The sequence below is a fragment of the Streptomyces sp. NPDC103540 genome (assembly GCF_055584445.1).
In genome coordinates this window covers 79,059-100,971 of the sequence record NZ_JBVJMA010000007.1, presented here as the reverse complement: position 1 = coordinate 100,971, position 21,913 = coordinate 79,059, and the positions used below count along the sequence as shown (strand labels likewise).

Sequence of the window (21,913 nt, the reverse complement as noted above, 5' to 3'; positions counted from 1 at the left end):
ACCTCCGGAGCACCTTTCACGTGAGCGAACAGCCCCGTCAGCCGGGTCGTCAGCCCGGCCGTCGTCCCGCCGGCGGCGGCAAGCCGGCCGGCAACCGGTCCGACCGTCCGGCCAAGCCCTACCGCCGGCCGCAGAAGGACCCCGTCCGGATGCTGGCCTTCGAGGCGCTGAGGGCGGTGGACGAGCGGGACGCGTACGCCAACCTCGTCCTGCCCCCGCTGCTGAAGAAGGCCCGCCAGAACGAGGGCTTCGAGGCGCGCGACGCCGCCCTGGCCACCGAGCTGGTCTACGGCACCCTGCGCCGCCAGGGCACCTACGACGCCGTGATCAAGGCCTGCATCGACCGGCCGCTGCGCGAGGTGGACCCGCCGGTCCTCGACGTGCTCTCGCTGGGCGCCCACCAGCTCCTGGGCACCCGCATCCCCACGCACGCCGCCGTCTCCGCCAGCGTCGAGCTGGCCCGCGTGGTCCTCGGCGACGGTCGCGCCAAGTTCGTCAACGCCGTCCTGCGCAAGATCGCCGCGCACGACCTCGACGCCTGGCTGGAGCGGGTCGCCCCGCCCTACGAGGACGACGCCGAGGAGCACCTCGCCGTCCACCACTCGCACCCGCGCTGGGTCGTCAGCGCCCTGTGGGACTCCCTGGGCGGCGGCCGGGCCGGCATCGAGGACCTCCTGGAGGCCGACAACGAGCGCCCCGAGGTCACCCTCGTGGCCCGGCCGGGCCGGGCCACCACCGAGGAGCTGTTCGAGGCCCTCGGCGAGGACTCGGCGCTCCCCGGACGCTGGTCCCCCTACGCCGTGCGCATGGCGGAGGGCGGTGAGCCGGGCGCGCTGGAAGCGGTGCGCGAGGGGCGCGCCGGCGTCCAGGACGAGGGCAGCCAGCTCGTGGCGATGGCCCTCGCGGCGGCCCCCGTCGAGGGCCGCGACGCGCGCTGGCTCGACGGGTGCGCCGGACCGGGCGGCAAGGCGGCCCTGCTCGGCGCCCTCGCCGCGCGGCGCGGCGCCGTCCTGCTGGCCTCCGAGAAGCAGCCGCACCGCGCCCGGCTCGTGGAGCGCTCGCTGGCCGGCAACCCCGGCCCGTACCAGGTCATCGCCGCCGACGGCACCCGTCCGCCGTGGCGGCCCGGCTCCTTCGACCGGGTCCTGATGGACGTGCCCTGCTCCGGCCTGGGCGCGCTGCGGCGCCGTCCCGAGGCCCGCTGGCGGCGCCGCCCGGAGGACCTGGAGGGCTTCGCCCCGCTCCAGCGCGCGCTGCTGCGCGAGGCCCTCTCCGCGGTCCGCGTGGGCGGCGTCGTCGGCTACGCGACCTGCTCCCCGCACCTGGCGGAGACCCGGGTCGTCGTGGACGACGTCCTCAAGGGCCGCGGCGCCGGCTTCGCCCCGGTCTCGGCGGAGCTGATCGACGCCCGCCCGTACATGGAGGGCGTCCCGGCCCTGGGCGAGGGCCCCGACGTCCAGCTGTGGCCGCACCTGCACGGCACGGACGCGATGTACCTCGCCCTGCTGCGCCGCACGGCGTAGGCGCGCGCGTACGCGCGGAGGGCCGCACCGGTGGGTTCCGGGGCGGCCCTCCGCCGTACTACGGGGTCGGGCCGGACAGCCGCCGCCAGAAGGCGGTGATCATCGCCGTGTCGATGTCCGGGAGGTCCACCCCGAGGGCCTCCAGCCGCTCGACCGTCCGTCGGCTGCGGAAGGTGTCCACGGCCGGCGCGGGCCCCGTCGCGAGGGCGCGCGCGTACTCCTCGAACGCGTCCAGGTACGGCAGGAAGGGCAGCTCCCGACCCGCCTCGGCGGCCTGCCTGAGCCGGCGCAGCCACTCCCCGAGCGGGACCTCCCGGGTGTGCGTCCCGTGGAGGGAGTCGTACACGCCGAGGAAGGTCCCCGCGTGGACGGGGCGGGGGTGGTGGAGGTGGCGGACGCCGGCCGCGGCGGTCCCGGCGGCGTCCGGCTCCTGGTCGAGGACCAGGGCGGCCAGGGCGCGCGCCGCGACGTCCGCCGGCACCAGGTCCGCCCACGCCACCGCGTCGCGCGGGTAGGCGCCCAGCGCGGCGCAGGTGGACAGCAGCCGGCAGTACAGGTCGTCCGGGTTGACGGCCCCCTCCCGGGAGTCGGCCCAGACCCGGCCGAGCCGGTAGACGCGGGCGTCGGCCCCCCGGGCGACGGCGTGGCCCACCATCCGGTCGGCCACCCACTTGCCGGCCGCGTAGCCGTCCGCCAACGGGTGCGCCTCGCCCGCCGTGTCGGACTCCTCGGTGATCAGCCGGGGCGCCGCGCCGGGGCGGAAGAGGCCCAGGGTCGACAGGTGGTGGAAGCGCGTCGGGCGGCCCTCGGCGGCGAGCCGCAACAGTTCCCTCGTCCCGTCGACGTTCGCCGGCCTCAGCCGCTCGTACGGGGAGAGGTGGTGGACGTGGGCGCCGGAGTGGACGATCGAGTCCACCGCCCCCGCGCCGTGCGTCAGCCGCCGCCACGACAGCGCGTCGAGGCCGAGCCCCGGCAGGGCGAGGTCGCCGGGGAGCACCTCGACGCGCGGGTCGTCCGCGAGCGGGCCCAGCCCGTAGGAGAGCGCGACCTCGTTCAGCCGGGCGCGGGCCCGCTCCAGGGACCGCCCCCGGACCAGGCAGAGCAGCTCGGCGCCGCCGTCCGCCGTCCGCGCCAGCAACTCCCGCAGCAGGAAGACGCCGACGAAGCCGGTGGCCCCGGTGAGCAGGATCCGACGCGGGTCCCGCCCGGCGGCCCCGAGGGGAGCGGGGAAGCGCATCGCGGGGTCGAGCCGGGCGTCCGCGTCCGTGGCCACCGCGACCGGGCCCGTCGTGCGGCCCGCCCGGAGGGCCTCCACCAGGGCGGCGAGGTCGCCCGCCGTGGGCGCCGCGAGGAACTCGCGGACCCCGACGCGGACGTCCAGCTCCGAGGCGACCCTCGCCAGCAGCCGGACCACCAGCAGGGAATGCCCGCCCAGCGCGAAGAAGTCCTCGTCCGCCGCGACCCCGGACACCGCGAGCACCTCGGCGAAGACCGCGCACAGCCGGCTCTCCAGCTCCGTGACGGGTGCGCGGCCCGTGGCGGCCGGGGTGTGGTCGGGGGCGGGGAGGGCCTTGTGGTCGAGCTTTCCGTTGACGGTCACCGGCAGCTCGTCGAGGAGGACGAAGGCCGACGGGACCATGTGGGCCGGCAGGACGCCCTCCAGGAAGCGGCGCAGCGAGGCGGCGTCCGTGTCGGGGCCCGGGTCCGTGTCGGGGCCCGGGTCCCGGTAGGGGGTCGGGCCCTCGGCGCGGACGACGTAGGCGACGAGCCGGCGGTCGCCGGGGCGGTCCTCGCGGACCACCGTGGCCGCCCGGTCCACGCCCGGGTGGCCGGCCAGGACGGCGTCGATCTCGCCGAGTTCGACGCGGAACCCGCGGATCTTGACCTGGTTGTCGGCGCGGCCCAGGAACTCCAGCTCGCCCTCGGCGTTCCACCGTCCCAGGTCGCCGCTGCGGTACATGCGCTCGCCCGGCGCCCCGAACGGGCAGGGCAGGAACCGCTCCGCCGTCAGGTCCGGGCGGTTCAGGTAGCCCCGGGCCAGCCCCACGCCGGCGATGTACAGCTCGCCCGTCACCCCGTTCGGCACCGGCCGCAGGGCGGCGTCCAGGACGAACACCCGCGTGCCGGGGATGGGGCGGCCGATCGGGGGCGAGACAGCCCCGGACAGGGGGGCGCTCATGGTGGCGCAGATGGTGGTCTCGGTCGGACCGTACTGGTTGATCATGCGGCGGCCCGCCGACCACTGCTCCACCAGCGCGGGGGTGCAGGACTCGCCGCCCACGACCAGGGTCATGCCGGCGGGCAGGGCGTCGGCCGGCAGGGCCGCGAGGACCACGGGCGGAATGCCCGCGTGGGTGATCGCGTACCGCTTCAGCAGGGTCACCAGACCCTCGCCCGGCAGCAGGTCGGCGGCCGGGGCCAGGACCAGTCGGGCCCCGGCCAGCAGCGTCATCCACACCTCCATGGCGGCGACGTCGAAGCTCGGGGAGGCGAACTGGAGCACCCGCCCGTCCGGCGTGATCCGGTTGGCCCCGATGGCCGCGTGGACCGTGTTCACGAGGCTGCGGTGCTGGACGATCACCCCCTTGGGGCGTCCGGTGGAGCCGGAGGTGTGGATGACGTAGGCGGGGTGTTCGGGGTGGAGGGGGGTGGTGCGTTCGGGGTCGGTGAGGTCGTGGGGGGAGTGCCGGCCGAGTTCCGCGGTGAGTGCGGTGGTGTCGAGGAGGAGGCGGGGGACGCCGTGTTCGGGGACGGAGTCGGTGAGGGCGGTGGTGGTGAGGAGGACGGCGGGGGCGGCGTCGTCGAGGAGATAGCCGAGCCGGTCGGCGGGATACGCCGGGTCCAGGGGGACGTAGGCGGCGCCGGCCTTGAGGGTGGCGAGCAGGGCGACGACCTGTCGGGGGCCCCGGGGGAGGGCGATCCCGACGCGGTCCTCGGGGCCGACGCCGCGTGCGACGAGGGCGCGGGCGAGGCGGTTGGCGCGGGCGTTCAGCTCTGCGTAGGTCAGGCGTTCCCCGCCGAAGACCACCGCGACGGCCCCGGGACCGGCGGCCACCCGCGCCTCGAACAGCTCCACGAGGGTGCGGGGGTCCGGTACGAAGCCGTCCGCGCCCCCGCCGGCCGTGAGGGCCGCGAGCTCGCCCGGCGACACCACGTCCACCTCCCCGAGCGGTGAGTCGGGAGCCGACGCGAGCGCCTCGACGAGCCGCTCCAGGGTGGAGTGCAGATGGCCGCAGACCACCGCCGGGTCGATCGGCGGGGTCGCCTGCACCATCAGGTGGAAGGCCGAACCGAGGTCGTCCACCGCCGCCGTGAGGGGGTAGTTGGTGCGTTCCGCCGCGTACAGCCACTCGACGCCCTCGATGGCCGGGGCGGCCGGCTCCGTGCCGGTCGAGGCGGTGCTGTAGCGGTAGTTGAACAGGGTCGTGAACAGCGGCGACCGCCGGTCGACGCCACCGGCCCGCTGGGCCAGCGTCAGCGGCGCGTGCTCGTGGACCAGTACGTCGGCCAGCGCGCGGCGCATCGCGTGCGCGGCCCGCGCCACCGACACCCCGGCGACGGCCGCCCGTACCGGCAGGGTGTTGATGAACAGCCCCGGCACCCGGTCCGCGCCCGCCCCGGCCTGGAGCCGGCCGAACACCACGGTGCCGAACACCACGTCGTCGCGGCCCGACAGCGCCGCGACGACCCGCGCCCACGCGACGTGGAACACCGTGGCCGGGCTCACGCCCAGTCCGCGCGCCACCTCCCGCACCCGCGCGCCCAGTTCGGGATCCACGGGGACGGACACCTCGGCCACCGCGCTGCCGTCGCCCTGGACGTCCAGCACCCCGTACGGTGCGGTCGGCTCGGTGACGTCCCCGAGCAGCGCCCGGAAGTGGGCCTCGTGCTCGTCGCGGGAGACCCGCAGCCGGGCCTGGGCCACGAAGTCCCGGAAGGGCAGCGGCGCGGCGAGTTCCGCCCCGCGTCCGGAGCGCAGGAGCCCGACCTCGTGGGCCACCACGTCGAGGGAGGTGTGGTCGCCGATCAGGTGGTGGAAGCGGTACAGCACCAGCCAACGGTCCGCGCCCTCGTCCCGGGCGACGTGCAGGTCGAGCAGCGGGGCGCGCCCGAGGTCCATGGGCCCGTTCCAGCGGGTCCGCAGCTCCTCGACGGCCGCCTCGCCCGTACCGGACAGCGGCACCTCCGTGACGCGCAGCGGCGCCTCCCGCAGCACCACCTGGACCGGCTCCGGCAGACCCTCCCACACCACGGCCGTCCGGAAGACGTCGTGGCGCCGCACCACCTCGCGCAGCGCCGTCACGAAGCCGTCCAGCCCGGCGCGCGAGCGGATGCCGAAGACCGCCGAGATGACGTACGGGTCCCCGTGGGCGCCGCCGGCCCCCTCGGCGCCCAGCAGGTGGTGGAAGAGGATCCCCTCCTGGAGCGGCGCGAGCGGGTACACGTCCGCCACGTTGCGCGCGCCGCCGGGGACCGAGGCCGCCACCCGCGCGAGCCGCTCGGCGTCCAGGTCCACCAGGGGCACCATCTCGGGGGTGATCGCGTCCGTGCCCCCGGCCGGGATGCCGTTGGGCGGGACGGTGACGGCGGCGCGACCGGCCGCGGCGGCGAGGCTCGCCGGCGTCGGCGCGGTGAACAGCGTCCGCACGTCGATCGTGACGCCCCGCCCGCGCAGGCGCTCCACCAGGGAGACCGCCGACAGCGAGTGCCCGCCCAGCGCGAAGAAGGAGTCGTCGATGCCGACCCGCTGCACGCCCAGCACCTCGGCGAAGGCGGCGCACAGGGCCTCCTCCCGGGCGTCGCGCGGGCCGCGACCGCCCGCCTCGACCCGGTCGGCGTCCGGGGCCGGCAGGGCGCGACGGTCCAGCTTCCCGTTGACGGTCAGCGGCAGGGCGTCCAGCTCGACGTACGCCGAGGGGACCATGTGGTCGGGCAGGAACTCCAGGAGGAACGCCCGCAGGGTCGGGGCGCGGTCGGCCCCGGGCGTCCCGCTCCGGCCGTCGGGGACCACGTAGGCCACGAGCCGGGGGTCGCCGGGGCGGTCCTCGCGGACGAGCACGGCGGCCTCGGCCACCTCCGGGTGACCGGCGAGGACCGCCTCGACCTCGCCGGGTTCGACGCGGAACCCGCGGATCTTGACCTGGTCGTCGGCGCGGCCCAGGAACTCCAGCTCGCCGTCGGCGCTCCGGCGGGCCAGGTCGCCGGTGCGGTACATGCGTTCGCCCGGCGCCCCGAAGGGCGAGGGCAGGAACCGCTCCGCCGTCAGGTCGGGGCGGTTCAGGTAGCCCCGGGCCAGGCCGGGGCCGGTGACGTACAGCTCGCCCGTCACCCCGTTCGGCACCGGCCGCAGGCCGCCGTCGAGGACGAGGACGCCCAGGTCGGGTATGCCCCGGCCGATCGGGCCGCCGACGCCGACGCCCGCGCCGGCGGCGGGGCCGTGCGCCCCGGAACCGGCCGTCGCCGCGCGGGCGTCGGCCGCGGTGAGCGGGCGGTGGGTGACGTGCACGGTCGTCTCGGTGATCCCGTACATGTTGACCAGCGTCGGCGCGTCGTCCGCGTGCCGGGCGTACCAGGGGGCCAGCCGTGCCGGGTCGAGGGCCTCCCCGCCGAAGACGACGGTGCGCAGCGCGAGGCGCCGACCCAGCTCCGGATCCTCCTCGTCCGCCCGCATCAGCTGAAGGAAAGCGGAAGGGGTCTGGTTGAGCACGGTGACCTCCTCGCGGACCAGCAGCGCGAGGAACTCCGCGGGCGTACGGCTCACCTCGAAGGGGACGACGACGAGCCGGCCACCGTGGAGCAGCGCGCCCCACAACTCCCAGACGGAGAAGTCGAAGGCGAAGGAGTGGAACCAGGTCCACACGTCCCGGGGGCCGAAGCGGAACCACTCGTCGGTCTCGTCGAAGAGGCGCACCACGTTGCCGTGCGGGATCACGGTGCCCTTGGGGCGTCCGGTGGAGCCGGAGGTGTGGATGACGTAGGCGGGGTGTTCGGGGTGGAGGGGGGTGGTGCGTTCGGGGTCGGTGAGGTCGTGGGGGGAGTGCCGGCCGAGTTCCGCGGTGAGTGCGGTGGTGTCGAGGAGGAGGCGGGGGACGCCGTGTTCGGGGACGGAGTCGGTGAGGGCGGTGGTGGTGAGGAGGACGGCGGGGGCGGCGTCGTCGAGGAGGTAGCCGAGCCGGTCGGCGGGATACGCCGGGTCCAGGGGGACGTAGGCGGCGCCCGCCTTCACCACGGCCAGCAGGGCCACGACCAGTTCCGCGGAGCGGCCCAGCGCGACGCCGACGCGGTCCTCGGGGCCGACGCCGCGTGCGACGAGGGCGCGGGCGAGGCGGTTGGCGCGGGCGTTCAGCTCCGCGTAGGTCAGGCGTTCCCCGCCGAAGACCACCGCGACGGCCCCGGGACCGGCGGCCACCCGCGCCTCGAACAGCTCCACCAGGGTGCGGGTGGCGCCCCGGGGCCGCAGGGCCACCGCCGCGAGCTCGGCGTCCAGGGCCGCCCGCTCCGGCGGGAGGAGCAGCTCCGCGTCCTGGACCCGGTCCTCGCGGCGGGCCCCGGTGAACCAGTGCAGCAGCGAGAGGAACCGTCGGGCGTGCGTCGCCGTGGCCTCCCGCGTGTAGGAGGCCGGGTTGGCGTCGAAGGCGATCTCCACGCTGCCGTCGTGCGCGCGGTCGTAGACGTTGACGCTCAGGTCGTCGACCGGTCCCGTGGCCACGCCGTGGGGGATCACCACGCAGTCGCCGAAGCCCGTGCCGTAGTCGTACGAGACCACGTTCACCACCGGCCCGAACAGGGCCCCGGTCTCGGCGGTCCGCAGGTCCCGCGCGAGGTCCTCGTAGCGGTGGCGCTGGTGGCGCAGGGCGCCCCGGACGGCCGTGGCGACCTGCCGGAACAGCTCGTCGAGGGTGGTGGTGGGGGTGAGCGAGAGGCGGATCGGCAGGATGTTGGAGGTCATGCCCGGGACCGCCTTCGCGGCGGCGCCCGTACGGCCCGGGGCCGGCATGCCGAGGACGATGTCCCCGGCGCCCGTCATCCGGTGCACGTAGGTCGCCGTGGCCGCGATGACCAGGCCCGACAGGCTGGTGCGGAAGCCGCGCGCGGCCGCCTTCAGGGCCGTGACCTCCCCCGCCCCGACGGTTTCGAGCCGGCGCAGGGGCGGACGGAGGTTGCGCCCGGGGCGGCGCTCGCTCAGCGAGGGCGCCTCCGGGCGGTCGGCGAGCACCGCGTGCCAGTACTCCGCGTCGGTCCGGCGCTCGTCGCCGGCCCGGTAGGCGGCGTCGGCGTCGAGCAGGACATCGTGCGGCGCCAGGGCGCCCTCCTCGACGTCCTCGCCCGCCGACAGGGCGTTGTAGACCCGTGCCACCCGGTCGGCGATGACCGAGCCGCCCAGTCCGTCCACGGCGATGTGGTGGATGCGGTGGTACCACAGGTGACGGTCCTCGGCCTCGGTGAACAGCGCCTCGGTGAACAGGGGGCGGGCCAGGCCGCCGGGCCCGGCCAGGTCCTCGCGCATCCACCGCAGGGCGGCGGCGCGCGGGTCCGCCTCCCCGCTCACGTCCACCCGGTGCAGCGGCCAGTCCTCGGTGACCTCGACGCTCTGGGTCACCGGGCCGTCCGGGTCCCCGTGGAAGACCAGGTGCATGCACTCGGACTCGCCCACGGCCCGGCGCAGCGCGCGGGCGAACAGGTCGAGGTCCAGGTCGCCCGTGATCTCCAGGTACTCGCCCGTCTGGTAGGCGGAGCCCTCGGGGTCCAGCCGCTGGCCGTACCAGACGGCCAGCTGTCCCGCCGTGAGCGCACGCTGCCGCCCGTCCTGCTGCCCGTCCTGCTGGATCCGGTCGTTCCGGTCGTTCCGGTACACGGCCTGGTCACCCCGTTCTGTCCGTCGGCTGATCGCCTCGGCCCGAATGATGCGGGTGCGACCTATATCGCCGATGTTCCGGAGCGCCGCGAGGGTCCCGGGCCGGGTTCCGGGGTCGTGGCCGGAACCGGTCGACGGCATGGCAGGCTTGGGGCATGGCCGTTCAGATCAATCCCAGCATCCTGTCCGCCGACTTCGCCCGCCTCGCCGAGGAGGCCAAGGCCGTCGAGGGGGCCGACTGGCTGCACGTCGACGTCATGGACAACCATTTCGTCCCGAACCTCACCCTCGGCATGCCGATCGTGGAGTCCCTGAGCCGCGCCACGGACATCCCGCTGGACCTCCACCTGATGATCGAGGACCCCGACCGGTGGGCGCCGCAGTACGTCGAGGCGGGTGCCGGTTCGGTCACCTTCCACGCCGAGGCCGCCGCCGCGCCGGTGCGCCTGGCGCGCGAGATCCGGGCCAAGGGGGCCCGGGCGGCCATGGCGCTCAAGCCGGGCACGCCGATCGAGCAGTACGAGGACCTCCTCCCCGAGCTCGACATGGTGCTGATCATGACGGTCGAGCCGGGCTTCGGCGGCCAGTCCTTCCTCGACATCATGCTGCCCAAGGTCCGCCGCACCCGGGAGCTGATCGCCAAGCACGGGCTGGACCTCTGGCTCCAGGTCGACGGCGGGGTCTCGGCCTCGACGATCGAGCGGGTCGCGGAGGCCGGAGCGGACGTGTTCGTGGCGGGCAGCGCCGTATACGGGGCGGTCGACCCGGCCGCCGCGGTGCGCACGCTGCGCGATCAGGCGGGCGCGGCGATCGCCGCCGCGCCCTGGGCCTGTGACCACTGAGACAAGCGTTGGTGAACGGCTCGGTGAACGGAAGCCGTCCGGGCTGATCAACGGCCGTCGGATCTGACAGGATGAACGGCGAGTCGAGAGTGTGAACACGACAGTGTGAACAGCAGTGAGGAGAACGCGGTGTCTGCTATGTCGGCGGGACGGTCAGCCCTGCGGATGGGACCCGCGGAGCTGGTGCAGGCGGCGGCCATGGCCCGCCGCTTCTACCTGGAGGGCAAGTCCAAGATCCAGATCGCCGAGGAGTTCGGCGTCAGCCGCTTCAAGGTGGCCCGGGTCCTGGAGACCGCCCTCGAACGCGACCTCGTACGCATCGAGATCCGCGTGCCGGCCGAACTGGACGCGGAGCGCTCCGACGCGCTCCGGGCCCGGTACGGGCTGCGGCACGCCGTCGTGGTCGAGTCCCCGGCCGACACCACCGAGGACGCGCCCGATCCGGAGAACCTCGGCGCGGTCGCGGCCGACCTGCTGGGCGAGCTCGTCAACGAGGGCGACGTGCTCGGCCTGGCGTGGGGCCGCTCGACCATCCACATGGCCGCCTCGCTGCACCGGCTGCCCCCCTGCACGGTCGTCCAGCTGACCGGCGTGTACGACGCGGGGACCGCCGAGCGCGGCTCCGTGGAGGCCGTCCGCAGGGCCGCGCAGGTCTCCGGCGGGGACGCGCACCCGATCTACGCGCCGATGCTGCTGCCCGACCCGGCGACGGCCGCGGCGCTGCGCAACCAGACGGGCATCGCCCGGGCCTTCGAGTACTTCGACAAGGTCACCGTCGCCGCCGTGTCGATCGGCTCCTGGGAGCCGGGCATCTCGACCGTCCACGACATGCTGACCGACGAGGAGCGGGCCCACTACGCCTCCCTCGGCGTCGCGGCCGAGATGTCCGCCCATCTGTTCGACGCCGAGGGGCGTCGGGTCGGCAGGGACCTCGGTGAGCGGTGCATCACGGTGGAGGCCGACCGGCTGCGCCGGATCCCCGAGGTCGTGGCGATCGCGGGCGGTCTGCGCAAGGCCGCCGCCATCGGCGCGGTGCTCCGCTCCGGGCTCGTGACCAGCCTCGTCACCGACACGGCGGTCGCGGACTACCTGCTGACGGAGTCCGCTCCGGGGCTGCGGCCGGCGCTGGATCGGGCCGACCCGGACGACTGATCGCGCCGCCCGCGCGGCGGGTGGTGCGGAAGGTGTCCCGATCGAAACCCGAACAGCGGGCCGCCGGGGGCCCCGGGGGGCGCATACTGAACCCGATGACCAAGTCAGCAGTACCTCGCCGTCATTTGCCGTCCAGCCCGTTCAAGGCCCCCGTGGAAGCGCCCCTGCGGCACTTCGACGTCGGCGACCGGGTGAGTCACGACGAGCACGGCCTCGGCCGTGTCGTCGGTGTCGAGGAGGGGATCGCCGTCCTCGTGGACTTCGGATCGGTCCAGAAACGAATCCTGAGCCCCTACTCCAAGATGTCCGTCCTCTGACGCCACCGGGCGAGCCGGCGGGCACACCGTCGGGCGAACCCGCGCCAACGGGCGATTCGCGAGCGAATCGGATCTTTGGCACGATCGGGGCATGATCCTTCGGAACGTGCCCCGGTCGCCGTGGCGTGCCCTGAGGGCCCTGTTCCTCTGCCTCGTCGTCCTGACGGGCGCCGTCGCCTGCGCCGGCACCTCCGCCCCCGACCGTCCCGCCACGAGCGCCTCCGCCCGTGCCTCCGGGGGCGACTCCGACGCGCCCCCCGCACGGCCCTCGGGCGGGACCTCCCCACCCGCGTGGGCCAAGGGCATGGCCACCGTGCGGGCCGACGCGTTGCCGCCGCAGGCGCGCGAGGTGCTCGCCCTGATCGACAAGGGCGGCCCCTACGCGTACCGGCAGGACGGGACCGTCTTCGGGAACTTCGAGCGGGCCCTGCCCAAGCGGGAGCGCGGCTACTACCACGAGTTCACCGTGCGCACCCCGGGGTCCCGCGACCGCGGCGCCCGCCGGATCGTGACCGGGCGCGGCGGCGAGTTCTACTACACGGACGACCACTACCAGAGCTTCAAGGCGGTGCTCCGATGAGCCTGGACCCGCGACCGCTCGCCCCCGCCCTCACGGCCGCCCGGGAAGCCGGCTGGACCGTGCTCCGGCTGGACCTGGACGGCGTACGGAGCAAGGACGCGGTGCTGCGGCGCTGCGGGCGGGCCCTGGAGGCGCCCGACTGGTTCGGCGGGAACTGGGACGCCCTCGCCGACGCCGCGCGCGACCTGTCCTGGCTGCCGGCCGCCCCCGGCCGGCTGCTCGCCGTCACCGCCTGGCGGCCCTACGCCGCCGAACGGCCGCACGACTGGGACGTCCTGCGGGAGATCCTGGAGGAGGCCGTCGACTTCTGGCGCGACGCCGAGGGCGAACCCGCGCTGACGGTGCTCCTCGCCGCCCCCGAACGGCCCTGAGGGCCGGACCCGCCGGACCCGCCGGCCCGCCTTCAGCCCATGTTCGCCTTCACGTGGTCGATGACCTCGCGGAAGGCGCGGGTGGGGGAGAAGTCCACGTAGTCGACGTCGGTCAGGGCCACCGGGACGTGGCCGGGCGACCAGTAGAAGGCCTGGCCCGCCTCGTACACCTCGTCGCCGTCCTTGGTCCGCATCATCAACCGCCCGGACACGAGGTAGCCCCAGTGCGGGCACTGGCACATGTCGTCCGGCTGCCCCTTGACCGCCGCGGTGAGGTCCGTGCCCTCGGGCAGGTGCACGAACGCCGCCGTCAGGTCACCGCCGATCTCCTCCATCCGCAGTTCCACCCCGCCGCCCGCGAGGGCGACGGGGGTCTGCTCCCGTACGAGCGCTGCCGACATGACGCCTCCAGGTGCGCGGGGTTCACTCCCATGGCCCCCCACCCTAGTCTCGGCCGGTTCGGCGCCCCCCGCCGTGCGGGGGCCGGGACCAAGGTCCCGTAGGAAACGACCAGCGGGCCCGGAATGTCCTGGACGATCGGCCCGGGCGGCGTGAACCCCGGGGCATGGGAGAATGAAGTACGTGCGTTTCCTCGGCTGTCCTACCTGTCGAGGCCGTAGCAGGATCCTTCGATCGACTGGGATGTTCAGCACGTGCGTTTCCTCAATGACCTGAAGCCGCCGTACGACCTGACGTACGACGATGTGTTCATGGTGCCGAGCCGCTCCGCGGTCGGTTCCCGCCAGGGCGTCGACCTCTCCTCGCCCGACGGAACCGGCACCACCATTCCGCTCGTCGTGGCGAACATGACGGCCATCGCCGGCCGCCGGATGGCCGAGACGGTCGCCCGCCGCGGCGGCATCGTCGTCATCCCCCAGGACATTCCGATCGAGGTCGTCACCGACGTCATCTCCTGGGTCAAGACCCGCCACCACGTGCTCGACACCCCGATCACGCTGGCGCCCACCCAGACCGTCGCCGACGCGCTGTCCCTGCTGCCCAAGCGGGCCCACGGCGCCGGTGTGGTCGTGGACGCGGACAACCGTCCGATCGGCGTGGTCACCGACCACGACCTGACCGGCGTGGACCGCTTCACCCAGCTCTCCGAGGTCATGTCGAAGGAGCTGCTGCTCATCGACGCCGACATCGACCCCCGCGACGCGTTCAACCAGCTCGACGCGGGCCACCGCAAGCTGGCCCCCGCCGTCGACAAGGACGGCCGCCTCGTCGGCATCCTGACCCGCAAGGGCGCCCTGCGCGCGACCCTCTACACCCCCGCCACCGACGCCGAGGGCAAGCTGCGCATCGCCGCCGCCGTCGGCATCAACGGCGACTTCGTGCAGAAGGCCAAGCAGCTGCTCGACGCGGGCGTCGACACCCTCGTCATCGACACGGCCCACGGCCACCAGGAGTCGATGATCAACGCGATCAAGGCCGTCCGCGCGCTGGACCCGAAGGTCCCGATCGTCGCCGGCAACATCGTCGCCGCCGAGGGCGTCAAGGACCTCATCGACGCCGGCGCCGACATCATCAAGGTCGGTGTGGGCCCCGGCGCCATGTGCACCACCCGCATGATGACCGGCGTGGGCCGCCCGCAGTTCTCCGCGGTCCTGGAGTGCGCGGCCGAGGCCAAGAAGTACGGCAAGCACGTGTGGGCCGACGGCGGCGTCCGCCACCCCCGTGACGTGGCGATGGCGCTGGCCGCCGGCGCCTCCAACGTCATGATCGGCTCCTGGTTCGCCGGCACCTACGAGTCCCCGGGCGACCTCCAGCAGGCGGCCGACGGCCGCCTGTACAAGGAGTCCTTCGGCATGGCCTCCGCGCGCGCGGTCCGCAACCGCACCTCCGAGGAGTCCGCCTACGACCGCGCCCGCAAGGCGCTGTTCGAGGAGGGCATCTCCACCTCGCGCATGTTCCTCGACCCGGCCCGCCCGGGCGTCGAGGACCTGATCGACTCGATCATCGCGGGCGTGCGGTCCTCCTGCACCTACGCGGGCGCCGGCTCCCTCGCCGAGTTCGAGGAGCGCGCGGTCGTCGGCATCCAGTCCGCCGCGGGCTACGCCGAGGGCAAGCCGCTGCACGCCAGCTGGAGCTAGTACCCCGCACGGCACGCCACCCGTGGCCCCGGACCCTCCCCCCGCGGGGCGGTTCCGGGGCCACGGGCGTCTCCCGGACCCGCCCCGCGGTTTCCGGGCCGGTGCGCGCGCGGCCGCTCGGGTCAGGGCGCGCCGTCGACGGGGCGTCGGGGCGCGGGCCGCTCCACCCGGGTCCGGCCCCGGCCCGGCTCGGAACTGTGCACACCCGCGCGGTACTTGGGGATCCGTACGGTGACCTTCATGCCGGCGCCGACACCCGTCTCGACGACGAGCCCGTAGTCGTCCCCGTAGACCTGCCGCATCCGCTCGTCCACGTTCGTCAGCCCGATCCCGGAGGAGGAACCGCCGACCTCCCCGGCCAGGATCCGCCGCAGCAGCGCCGGGTCCATCCCGACGCCGTTGTCATCGATGCTGAGCACCGCCTCCGCGCCGGCGTCCCGGGCCGCGATGGTGATCCGGCACTCCCGCGTGGAGTCCTCCAGCCCGTGCTTCACCGCGTTCTCCACCAGCGGTTGCAGGCACAGGAACGGCACCGCGACCGGCAGCACCTCCGGCGCGACCTGGAGGGTCACCTTCAACCGGTCCCCGAACCGGGCCCCGGCCAGCGCCAGGTACTGCTCGATCGAGCGCAGCTCCTCGGCGAGCGTCGTGAACTCCCCGTGCCGCCGGAAGGAGTAGCGCGTGAAGTCCGCGAACTCCAACAGCAGGTCCCGCGCCCGCTCGGGATCCGTCCGCACGAACGAGGCGATGGCGGCGAGGGAGTTGAAGATGAAGTGCGGGGAGATCTGCGCCCGCAGCGCCTTGATCTCCGCTTCCATCAGTCGCGTCCGGGCCCGGTCCAGTTCCGACAGCTCCAGCTGTACGGAGACCCACCGCGCGACCTCCGTCGCCGCCCGCACCAGGACCGCCGACTCCCGAGAGCCGTACGCCACCAGCGCCCCCAGCACCCCGTCCTCGCCGGTCAGCGGCGCGAACACGGCCCACCGGAGCGGGCAGTCGGGACGGCGGCACTCCGTCCGCACGCTCTGGCCGCGCCCCGACTCCAGCATGGTCCGCACCCGGGCCATCGCCCGCCGCTGGTGGTGGTCGGCGCCCGGACCGTCCCAGGCGAGCACCGTGTCCCGGTCCGTCAGGCACAGTGCCTCGGTCCCCAGCAGCGAGCGCAGGCGCCGGGCGGCCTTGCGCGCCGCGTCCTCGGTGAGCCCGGCCCGCAGCGGGGGAGCGGCCAGCGAGGCGGTGTGCAGCGTGTGGAAGGTCGCCCGCTCGACCGGCGTGCCCAGGTCCGCCCCCGCCGCGCGCCCGCCCGGCCACGACCGGCGCCGCCCCGCCACCCACCCCGCGGCGAACAGCAGGGCCGCGACCAGCACCGCCAGCGCCGCCGGCAGTGCCCCGCTCACCGCACCCGCCCCGGGCGCCGGTCGGCCACCACGTCCTCGGGCAGGTGCAGCCGGGCCAGCGCGCCGGCCGTCCCGGCCGGGATCCGCGACCGGGTCGCCAGGGACACCAGCACCATCGTCAGGAACCCGAGCGGCACGGACCACACCGCCGGCCACGCCAGCAGGGCGTGCGTCCAGCCCCCGGGCGCCAGGCCCCACCGGGTCACCACCACGGCGCCCAGCGCCGCCCCGCCGCCGGTCAGCAGACCGGCCACCGCGCCCGGCGGGGTCAGGCGCGACCACCAGATGCCGAGCACCAGCAGCGGGCAGAAGGAGGACGCCGACACCGCGAACGCCAGACCCACCGCGTCGGCGACCGGCACGTCACGGGCCACCACGCCGCCCGCCAGCGGCACCGCCAGCGCGACCACCACCGCGAGCCGGAAGCTGCCGAGCCCGCGCCGGGGCAGCACGTCCTGGTGGAGCACCCCGGCCACCGCCATGGTCAGCCCCGAGGCCGTCGAGAGGAACGCGGCGAAGGCGCCCCCGGCCAGCAGGGCGCCCAGCAGCTCGCCGAGCACTCCGCCCAGCATCCGTTCGGGCAACAGCAGCACCGCCGCGTCGGCGTCTCCGGTGAGCGCCAGCTCCGGCGCGTAGATCCGTCCGAGGGCCCCGTAGACCTGCGGCAACAGGTAGAAGGCGCCCAGGAGTCCGAGGACCACGAGGGTGGTGCGGCGCGCGGCCCGCCCGTCGGGGCTGGTGTAGAAGCGCACGGCGACGTGCGGCAGGCCCATCGTGCCGAGGAAGGTGGCCAGGATCAGCCCGTACGTGGCGTAGAGCCGGTGCTCGCCCCGCTCCCCGGACAGCGACCGCGACCAGCCCGGCACGTCCCCCGACTCCCCGGCGCGGGCGGCGGGCACCACGCCGCCGGGGGCGAACTCCAGCCGGGTGCCGGCCCGTACGGTGTGCTGCCCGGCGGGCAGCGTCAGGGGGGCCTCCCGCACCTCCCGGCCGTCGAGGTACCCGGTCACCGTCACGGTCAGCGGGTCGCGCAGCGACAGGCGCACGTCCTCGCCCAGGGTGACCACGGTGTGCTCGCGGAAGACGGCCGGGGCGTCGAAGGAGGCGCGCGGCGCTCCGTCCCCGGCCCAGGCGGCGATCAGGAAGAAGGCGGGCACCAGCAGGGCGGTGAGCTTGAGCCAGTACTGGAAGGCCTGCACGAAGGTGATGCTGCGCATCCCGCCGGCCGCCACGGCCGCGGCGACCACGCAGGCGACGACCACGCCGCCCGCCCACCGGGGAGCGCCGGTCAGCACCTCCAGGGTGAGCCCGGCCCCCTGCAACTGGGGCAGCAGGTACAGCCAGCCCACCCCGAGGACGAACAGCACCGCGATCCGTCGGACCGCCCGGGACCGCAGCCGCGCCTCCGCGAAGTCGGGCAGGGTGTACGCCCCCGAACGCCGCAGCGGGGCGGCGACCAGCACCAGCAGCACCAGGTACCCGGCCGTGTAGCCGACGGGGTACCAGAGCATCTCCGGGCCCTGGAGCAGCACCAGCCCCGCCACCCCGAGGAAGGAGGCGGCGGAGAGGTACTCGCCGCTGATGGCGGCCGCGTTGAGGCGGGGGCCCACCGTGCGGGAGGCGACGTAGAAGTCGGACGTGGTCCGGGATATGCGCAGGCCGAGCGCGCCGACGAGCACGGTGACGAGGACGACGACGGCGACCGCGGTCAGCGCGTACGTCCGGTTCACCGCGGGGTCCTTCGGCAGGGGAGGGGGTCCGCCGGAGTCTACGCAGCGCGACGGCGCGGCGACAGGCTCGCTCCGCTCACCGGGCCGGGTCGCGGTCCTCCGCGCAGTCGCGCAGGGCGATCTCCAACTCCACCCAGGAGTCCTCCGCGTGCCGGAACGCCAGCCGCAGCGCGGCCTCCGAGCGGGGCGGCAACTGGTCACGGGCGCCCTGGTGCGCCGCGTGGAGTACATCGGACCAGTGGGCGGCGGCGCTGCGCAGCCGGGCGAGCAACCGCTCCGCCTCGGCGGGTCCGGCGGGCCGGGTCCGGGGAAGTCCGGCCAGCGCGTCCAACAGCGCCTGGATCTCGGACATCTCGCTCCCTCCGGGCCGTGGGGGCCACGATACGCGCGCCCCGGGGGCCGGGTGCGAGGATCGGGGCCCGCTGCGGTCGGCGGGCCCGGTGGATCGCCGTACGTCCGTCGCGGTGCGACGAACGGCTCCGCGGTACGCCGGACGGTCGTGCGGCGGGGTCGTGCGGCGCGGGGGTGCTCGCGGGGGCCTGGGTGCGGCGCGGGAAGGGCGTCGGCCCGGTCAGCCGGTCGCGTGGCGCATCAACAGGTCGCGCAGTTCGCGCGCGTGCCGCCTGCTGACCTGGAGTTCGGCCGACCCGACGCGGACGGTGGTCGTGCCCGCGTCCACCCGCAGCTCGTCGATCCGGCCGAGCGCCACCAGGTGCCGGCGGTGGATGCGGACGAACCCGCGGGCGGACCAGCGTTCCTCCAGCGTGGACAGGGGGATGCGCACCAGGTGGCTGCCCTCGTCGGTGTGCAGGCGGGCGTAGTCGCCCTGGGCCTCCACGTAGGCGATGTCCGCGATGGCCACGAACCGGGTGACACCGCCCAGTTCGACGGCGATCTGCTCCGGGGCGCGGTCGGCGACGGCGGCGAACGCCGGGGCGCCCCCGCGCGGCGCCGCGGTGTCCGGCGCGGCCCGGTCCGACTCCGCCGTCCCGGGCGCGTGCGGGGGCCGGCCCAGCAGGTCGCGGGCGCGCCGGACGGCCTCGGCCAGCCGCTCGGGGCGGACCGGCTTGAGGACGTAGTCCACCGCCTTGAGGTCGAACGCCTGGACGGCGAAACCCTCGTGGGCGGTGACGAACACGATGAGCGGGGGCCGGGCGAAGCCGGACAGCAGGCGGGCGATGTCCAGGCCGGTCAGCCCGGCCATCTGGATGTCCAGGAAGACCACGTCGATGCCGTCGGGCCCGTCCGGGCCGCCCTCCAGCGCCCGCGTGATCCGTCGCAGCGCCTCGGTGGCGTCGCCGGCGCCCTGCGCGCTGCTCACCCGGGGGTCGGAGCGCAGCAGGTAGAGGAGTTCCTCCAGCAGGGGTTCCTCGTCGTCGACGGCCAGTACGCGCAGCATGGGCCGAGTCTAGGCACGGGGTACCCGGGGGCCAACGGGTGCGCGGCCCCCGCCCGGGGGGAGGGGGGCGGGGGCCGCGCGGACCGGAGGGGGCGGGTGCGCCGCCGGGAGGGCTACTTGGTGATCATGTCGCCGGCGGGGGAGACGGCGTACCAGGTGCCGCCGACGCCCTGCCCGTTGGTGTCGCCGGGCTTCTTGTCACCGGCGAAGGTGTAGACGGGCCAGCAGTTGACCGACTGCTGCTTCTTGCCGTCCGGCCGGTCCAGGACCGTGTAGTTCTTCTCGACGATGCCCTTGTCGGCCGCCCGCTCCGTCGGCGGGACCACCGGCCACTTGGCGAGGCAGTCGCCGACGCACTTGGACACCATCGGCCAGGCGGTGTCCGGCTTGAAGCGGTAGACGGTCATGCCGTTCGCGTCGACGATGTGCTCGCCCAGCTTCGGGTCCTTGGCCACGGACAGCTTGCCCGTGGCCGGGGCCGCGGCCGGGGCCTCCGGCGCCGCGCCGGCGGCCCCGCCGGCCGCGGCCTTCTTGCCGTCGGGGGCGAGGGCGAACCAGGTGCCGCCGACGCCCTGCCCGTTCAGGTCGCCCGCCTTGGCGTCCTTCGCGAAGCGGTACGCGGGCCAGCCGGCGACCGTCAGCTGCTTGGTGCCGTCCTTGCGGACCACCTCGCCCAGCAGGGCGGGGTCGGTGCCGGCGGGGGCCGTCACGTCGCCGGCGGGGACCACGGGCCAGGCCTTCGCGCAGTCGCCGTCGCAGTTGGAGGTCGGGGGCTTCGCGGTGTCCTTGTCGAAGCGGTACAGGGTGAAGCCGGCGCTGTCGGTGAGGACCGGGCCGAGCCGGTCGGTGGTGGAGGCGACCAGCTGACCGGCGGGCTTGGCGCCCGCCGGCGCGTCGGCGCCGGCCGGGGCCCCGGCGTCCTGGGCGTAGGGGTCCGCGGCGGGTGCCTCGGCGGCGGCTCCGGCGGGCTTGACCGCGTCCGCCGCCTTGTCGGTGCCTCCGCAGGCCGTCGCCGTGAGGACGACGGCGACGGCGACGGCGGCCAGGGACGTTCCGCGCTTGATGCCCATGATGATCTCTCCCGTGTGGTGTGCGCCTGTTCGCGCCGCCGGGAGCCCGGCGACGTGTGCAGGACACGCGCCGGCGGGAGCGTCCTGTTCAACGCGGCCGGTATGACCTGTTTCACTCAGCCGGCGTCGAACCCGGCCCTCCTGACGGCCGTGACCACAGCGAGGCCGAGCGTGCGGTGTCCGGCGTCGTTGGGGTGGAGTCCGTCCGCGAGGTGCTCGGGGCCCAGCACGTCGCGGCCGGGCAGCAGGGCGAGCCGGCCGTCACCGGCGGCGATCCGGTCCCGGGTGGCCCGTTCCATGGCGTCGCGCAGGGCCCCCAGGGTGGCGCCCAGCCGGTTCGGGGTGCGTTCGGCGTCGGGGCGCAGCACGGGGGAGACGAGCAGCAGCGGGGTGCTCGGGTGGCCCTGGCGGATCAGGTCGAGGAAGACGCGGGTGGTCTCGTAGAGGAGGGCCGCCGAGAAGGGGACGCGGCTCCAGCAGTTGGTGCCGAAGGCGAGGGTGAGGACGTCGGCGGGGAGGGCGGCCAGTTGCTCGGCGGTGGCCAGTTCCCCGCGCGCGGCTCCGGCGTAGCCGATGTTGACCGTGTCCCAGCCGAGGGCCCGGCCCGCGACGGCGGGCCAGCCGTGGGCGGGGCGGGTGGACCACCAGCCCTCCGTGATGGAGTCGCCGTGCACCACCCAGCGGGGGGCGGTGGGCGCGGGCGCGAGGTCGCCGCCGATCCCGCGCAGGCCCAGGATCACCGGGGACTGGCCCTCCGGCGGGTGCAGGACGAAGGGGCCGTGGCGGGCGGGCAGGTCCAGGCGTACGACGGACTCGCCGGCCGGCTCGGTGAACACCTCGGTGATCAGCCCGTGCCGGTTCCACAGGGCGAAGCCGTGCGCGAGGTCGCGCAGCGCGTCGGTGGGGCCCGGAACGGCGGCCCGGTAGTGGATCTCCACGGCGTGCGCGGTGTCGGTGGTGAACTCCAGGCGGACCCCTATGGGGAGCGTGGCCCGTTCGCCGGTGTCCCAGGGCAGCCGCATCGTGTCGGCCGGGTCGGCGCGCACGGGGCGGCCCTTGTCCAGCCAGGCGACCCCGCGCAGGAACGGTTCGGGGTCCAGCCAGTGCGCCCGGGGGCCGGGTCCGCTCACTCTTCGCCTCCGTTGCTCGGGTACGGGTACAGGTACGGGTGGTGCCGGTGGGTCGGCGGCCCCGGGGTCCGCCGGCGGGTGTGGAACCCGTCACTTCCGCAGGGGCCGCACGGGTGACCCGTACCCGTGGAGGGGTCACTTCCACCGCCGCACCGGCCACGGGATCTGACGACGCGTCAAGTGGAACCTCCGGGAGGGGTTCGCGGAGGGGTTGCGCAGTGATCGATCGTCTGTGCGCAACAAACGACCATCGCGGGCGGATCCGCGCAATGATTGTTCGACAATGTGCAAGGATGGTGCATTACGGGCGGTATCACTCAGCTCGTAGGCTCACTCGCTGTACGTGGAGTGGCGCGGACCGCCTGCTCGGCGGTCCCCCCATGCCCAGACAGGGCCCGGCCCTGTCTGTCAACTGCTCCGGACCGCTGCGGTCGACGCCTGAACGTCCCCA

General features: G+C 75.0%; 15 protein-coding genes. 7 read left to right on the top strand and 8 right to left on the bottom strand.

Annotated elements, in window-relative coordinates; all coding sequences use genetic code 11:
• Positions 1 to 20 precede the first annotated feature (20 nt).
• The gene (locus tag ACZ6ZI_RS18325) at positions 21 to 1,523 is read left to right on the top strand and encodes an RsmB/NOP family class I SAM-dependent RNA methyltransferase (RefSeq protein WP_363056116.1); all 1,503 of its coding nucleotides are present in this window, start codon (positions 21 to 23) and stop codon (positions 1,521 to 1,523) included.
• A 58-nt stretch (positions 1,524 to 1,581) separates the two neighbouring features.
• Here ACZ6ZI_RS18325 and ACZ6ZI_RS18320 read toward each other — a convergent pair whose 3' ends face one another.
• Positions 1,582 to 9,378 (bottom strand): non-ribosomal peptide synthetase, encoded by a 7,797-nt coding sequence (locus ACZ6ZI_RS18320; RefSeq protein WP_469521844.1) that lies wholly within the window; start codon positions 9,376 to 9,378, stop codon positions 1,582 to 1,584.
• 155 nt (positions 9,379 to 9,533) lie between these two features.
• Between ACZ6ZI_RS18320 and rpe the strand changes: the two genes are divergently transcribed.
• The 5 genes from rpe (at position 9,534) to ACZ6ZI_RS18295 (ending at position 12,640) form a co-directional block, all read left to right on the top strand.
• Positions 9,534 to 10,220 (top strand): ribulose-phosphate 3-epimerase, encoded by a 687-nt coding sequence (rpe, locus tag ACZ6ZI_RS18315; RefSeq protein WP_363056113.1) that lies wholly within the window; start codon positions 9,534 to 9,536, stop codon positions 10,218 to 10,220.
• A 138-nt stretch (positions 10,221 to 10,358) separates the two neighbouring features.
• Positions 10,359 to 11,372, top strand: a complete 1,014-nt coding sequence (locus ACZ6ZI_RS18310) for a sugar-binding transcriptional regulator (protein WP_363056247.1) — start codon at positions 10,359 to 10,361, stop codon at positions 11,370 to 11,372.
• 95 nt (positions 11,373 to 11,467) lie between these two features.
• Positions 11,468 to 11,689: a hypothetical protein gene (locus ACZ6ZI_RS18305; RefSeq protein WP_363056111.1), complete on the top strand. Its 222-nt coding sequence runs from the start codon at positions 11,468 to 11,470 to the stop codon at positions 11,687 to 11,689.
• A gap of 91 nt (positions 11,690 to 11,780) precedes the next feature.
• Positions 11,781 to 12,269: a guanyl-specific ribonuclease gene (locus ACZ6ZI_RS18300; RefSeq protein WP_469521840.1), complete on the top strand. Its 489-nt coding sequence runs from the start codon at positions 11,781 to 11,783 to the stop codon at positions 12,267 to 12,269.
• Positions 12,266 to 12,640, top strand: coding sequence for a barstar family protein (locus ACZ6ZI_RS18295; RefSeq protein ID WP_469521838.1), 375 nt, complete (start codon positions 12,266 to 12,268; stop codon positions 12,638 to 12,640). Before ACZ6ZI_RS18300 ends, ACZ6ZI_RS18295 begins: the two co-directional genes overlap by 4 nt.
• Positions 12,641 to 12,672: 32 nt before the next feature.
• Here the strand turns inward: ACZ6ZI_RS18295 and ACZ6ZI_RS18290 are convergent, their stop codons facing one another.
• On the bottom strand, positions 12,673 to 13,041 hold the full coding sequence (locus tag ACZ6ZI_RS18290; protein WP_469521836.1) for a cupin domain-containing protein: 369 nt from the start codon (positions 13,039 to 13,041) through the stop codon (positions 12,673 to 12,675).
• A gap of 252 nt (positions 13,042 to 13,293) precedes the next feature.
• On the opposite strand from ACZ6ZI_RS18290, the gene ACZ6ZI_RS18285 reads away from it, so the two are divergent.
• Positions 13,294 to 14,736 carry a GuaB1 family IMP dehydrogenase-related protein gene (locus ACZ6ZI_RS18285; RefSeq protein ID WP_363056103.1) on the top strand — a complete coding sequence of 481 codons (1,443 nt, stop codon included), beginning with the start codon at positions 13,294 to 13,296 and terminating at the stop codon, positions 14,734 to 14,736.
• A gap of 122 nt (positions 14,737 to 14,858) precedes the next feature.
• On the opposite strand, the gene ACZ6ZI_RS18280 is transcribed toward ACZ6ZI_RS18285, so the two are convergent.
• The 6 genes from ACZ6ZI_RS18280 to ACZ6ZI_RS18255 form a co-directional block, all read right to left on the bottom strand.
• The gene (locus ACZ6ZI_RS18280; protein WP_469521834.1) at positions 14,859 to 16,133 is read right to left on the bottom strand and encodes a histidine kinase; all 1,275 of its coding nucleotides are present in this window, start codon (positions 16,131 to 16,133) and stop codon (positions 14,859 to 14,861) included.
• Positions 16,130 to 17,863: a sodium/solute symporter gene (locus ACZ6ZI_RS18275; RefSeq protein WP_469521833.1), complete on the bottom strand. Its 1,734-nt coding sequence runs from the start codon at positions 17,861 to 17,863 to the stop codon at positions 16,130 to 16,132. The genes ACZ6ZI_RS18280 and ACZ6ZI_RS18275 overlap by 4 nt, the downstream gene beginning before the upstream one ends.
• Positions 17,864 to 17,939: 76 nt before the next feature.
• Positions 17,940 to 18,215, bottom strand: coding sequence for a hypothetical protein (locus ACZ6ZI_RS18270; RefSeq protein WP_469521832.1), 276 nt, complete (start codon positions 18,213 to 18,215; stop codon positions 17,940 to 17,942).
• A gap of 219 nt (positions 18,216 to 18,434) precedes the next feature.
• Positions 18,435 to 19,262, bottom strand: a complete 828-nt coding sequence (locus ACZ6ZI_RS18265; RefSeq protein ID WP_469521829.1) for a LytR/AlgR family response regulator transcription factor — start codon at positions 19,260 to 19,262, stop codon at positions 18,435 to 18,437.
• Between the two features lie 113 nt (positions 19,263 to 19,375).
• Positions 19,376 to 20,332: an SCO0930 family lipoprotein gene (locus tag ACZ6ZI_RS18260; protein WP_469521827.1), complete on the bottom strand. Its 957-nt coding sequence runs from the start codon at positions 20,330 to 20,332 to the stop codon at positions 19,376 to 19,378.
• A 116-nt stretch (positions 20,333 to 20,448) separates the two neighbouring features.
• A complete protein-coding gene (locus ACZ6ZI_RS18255) occupies positions 20,449 to 21,462 on the bottom strand; it encodes a GDSL-type esterase/lipase family protein (protein ID WP_469521825.1) in 1,014 nt (337 codons plus the stop codon).
• Positions 21,463 to 21,913: the final 451 nt, after the last annotated feature.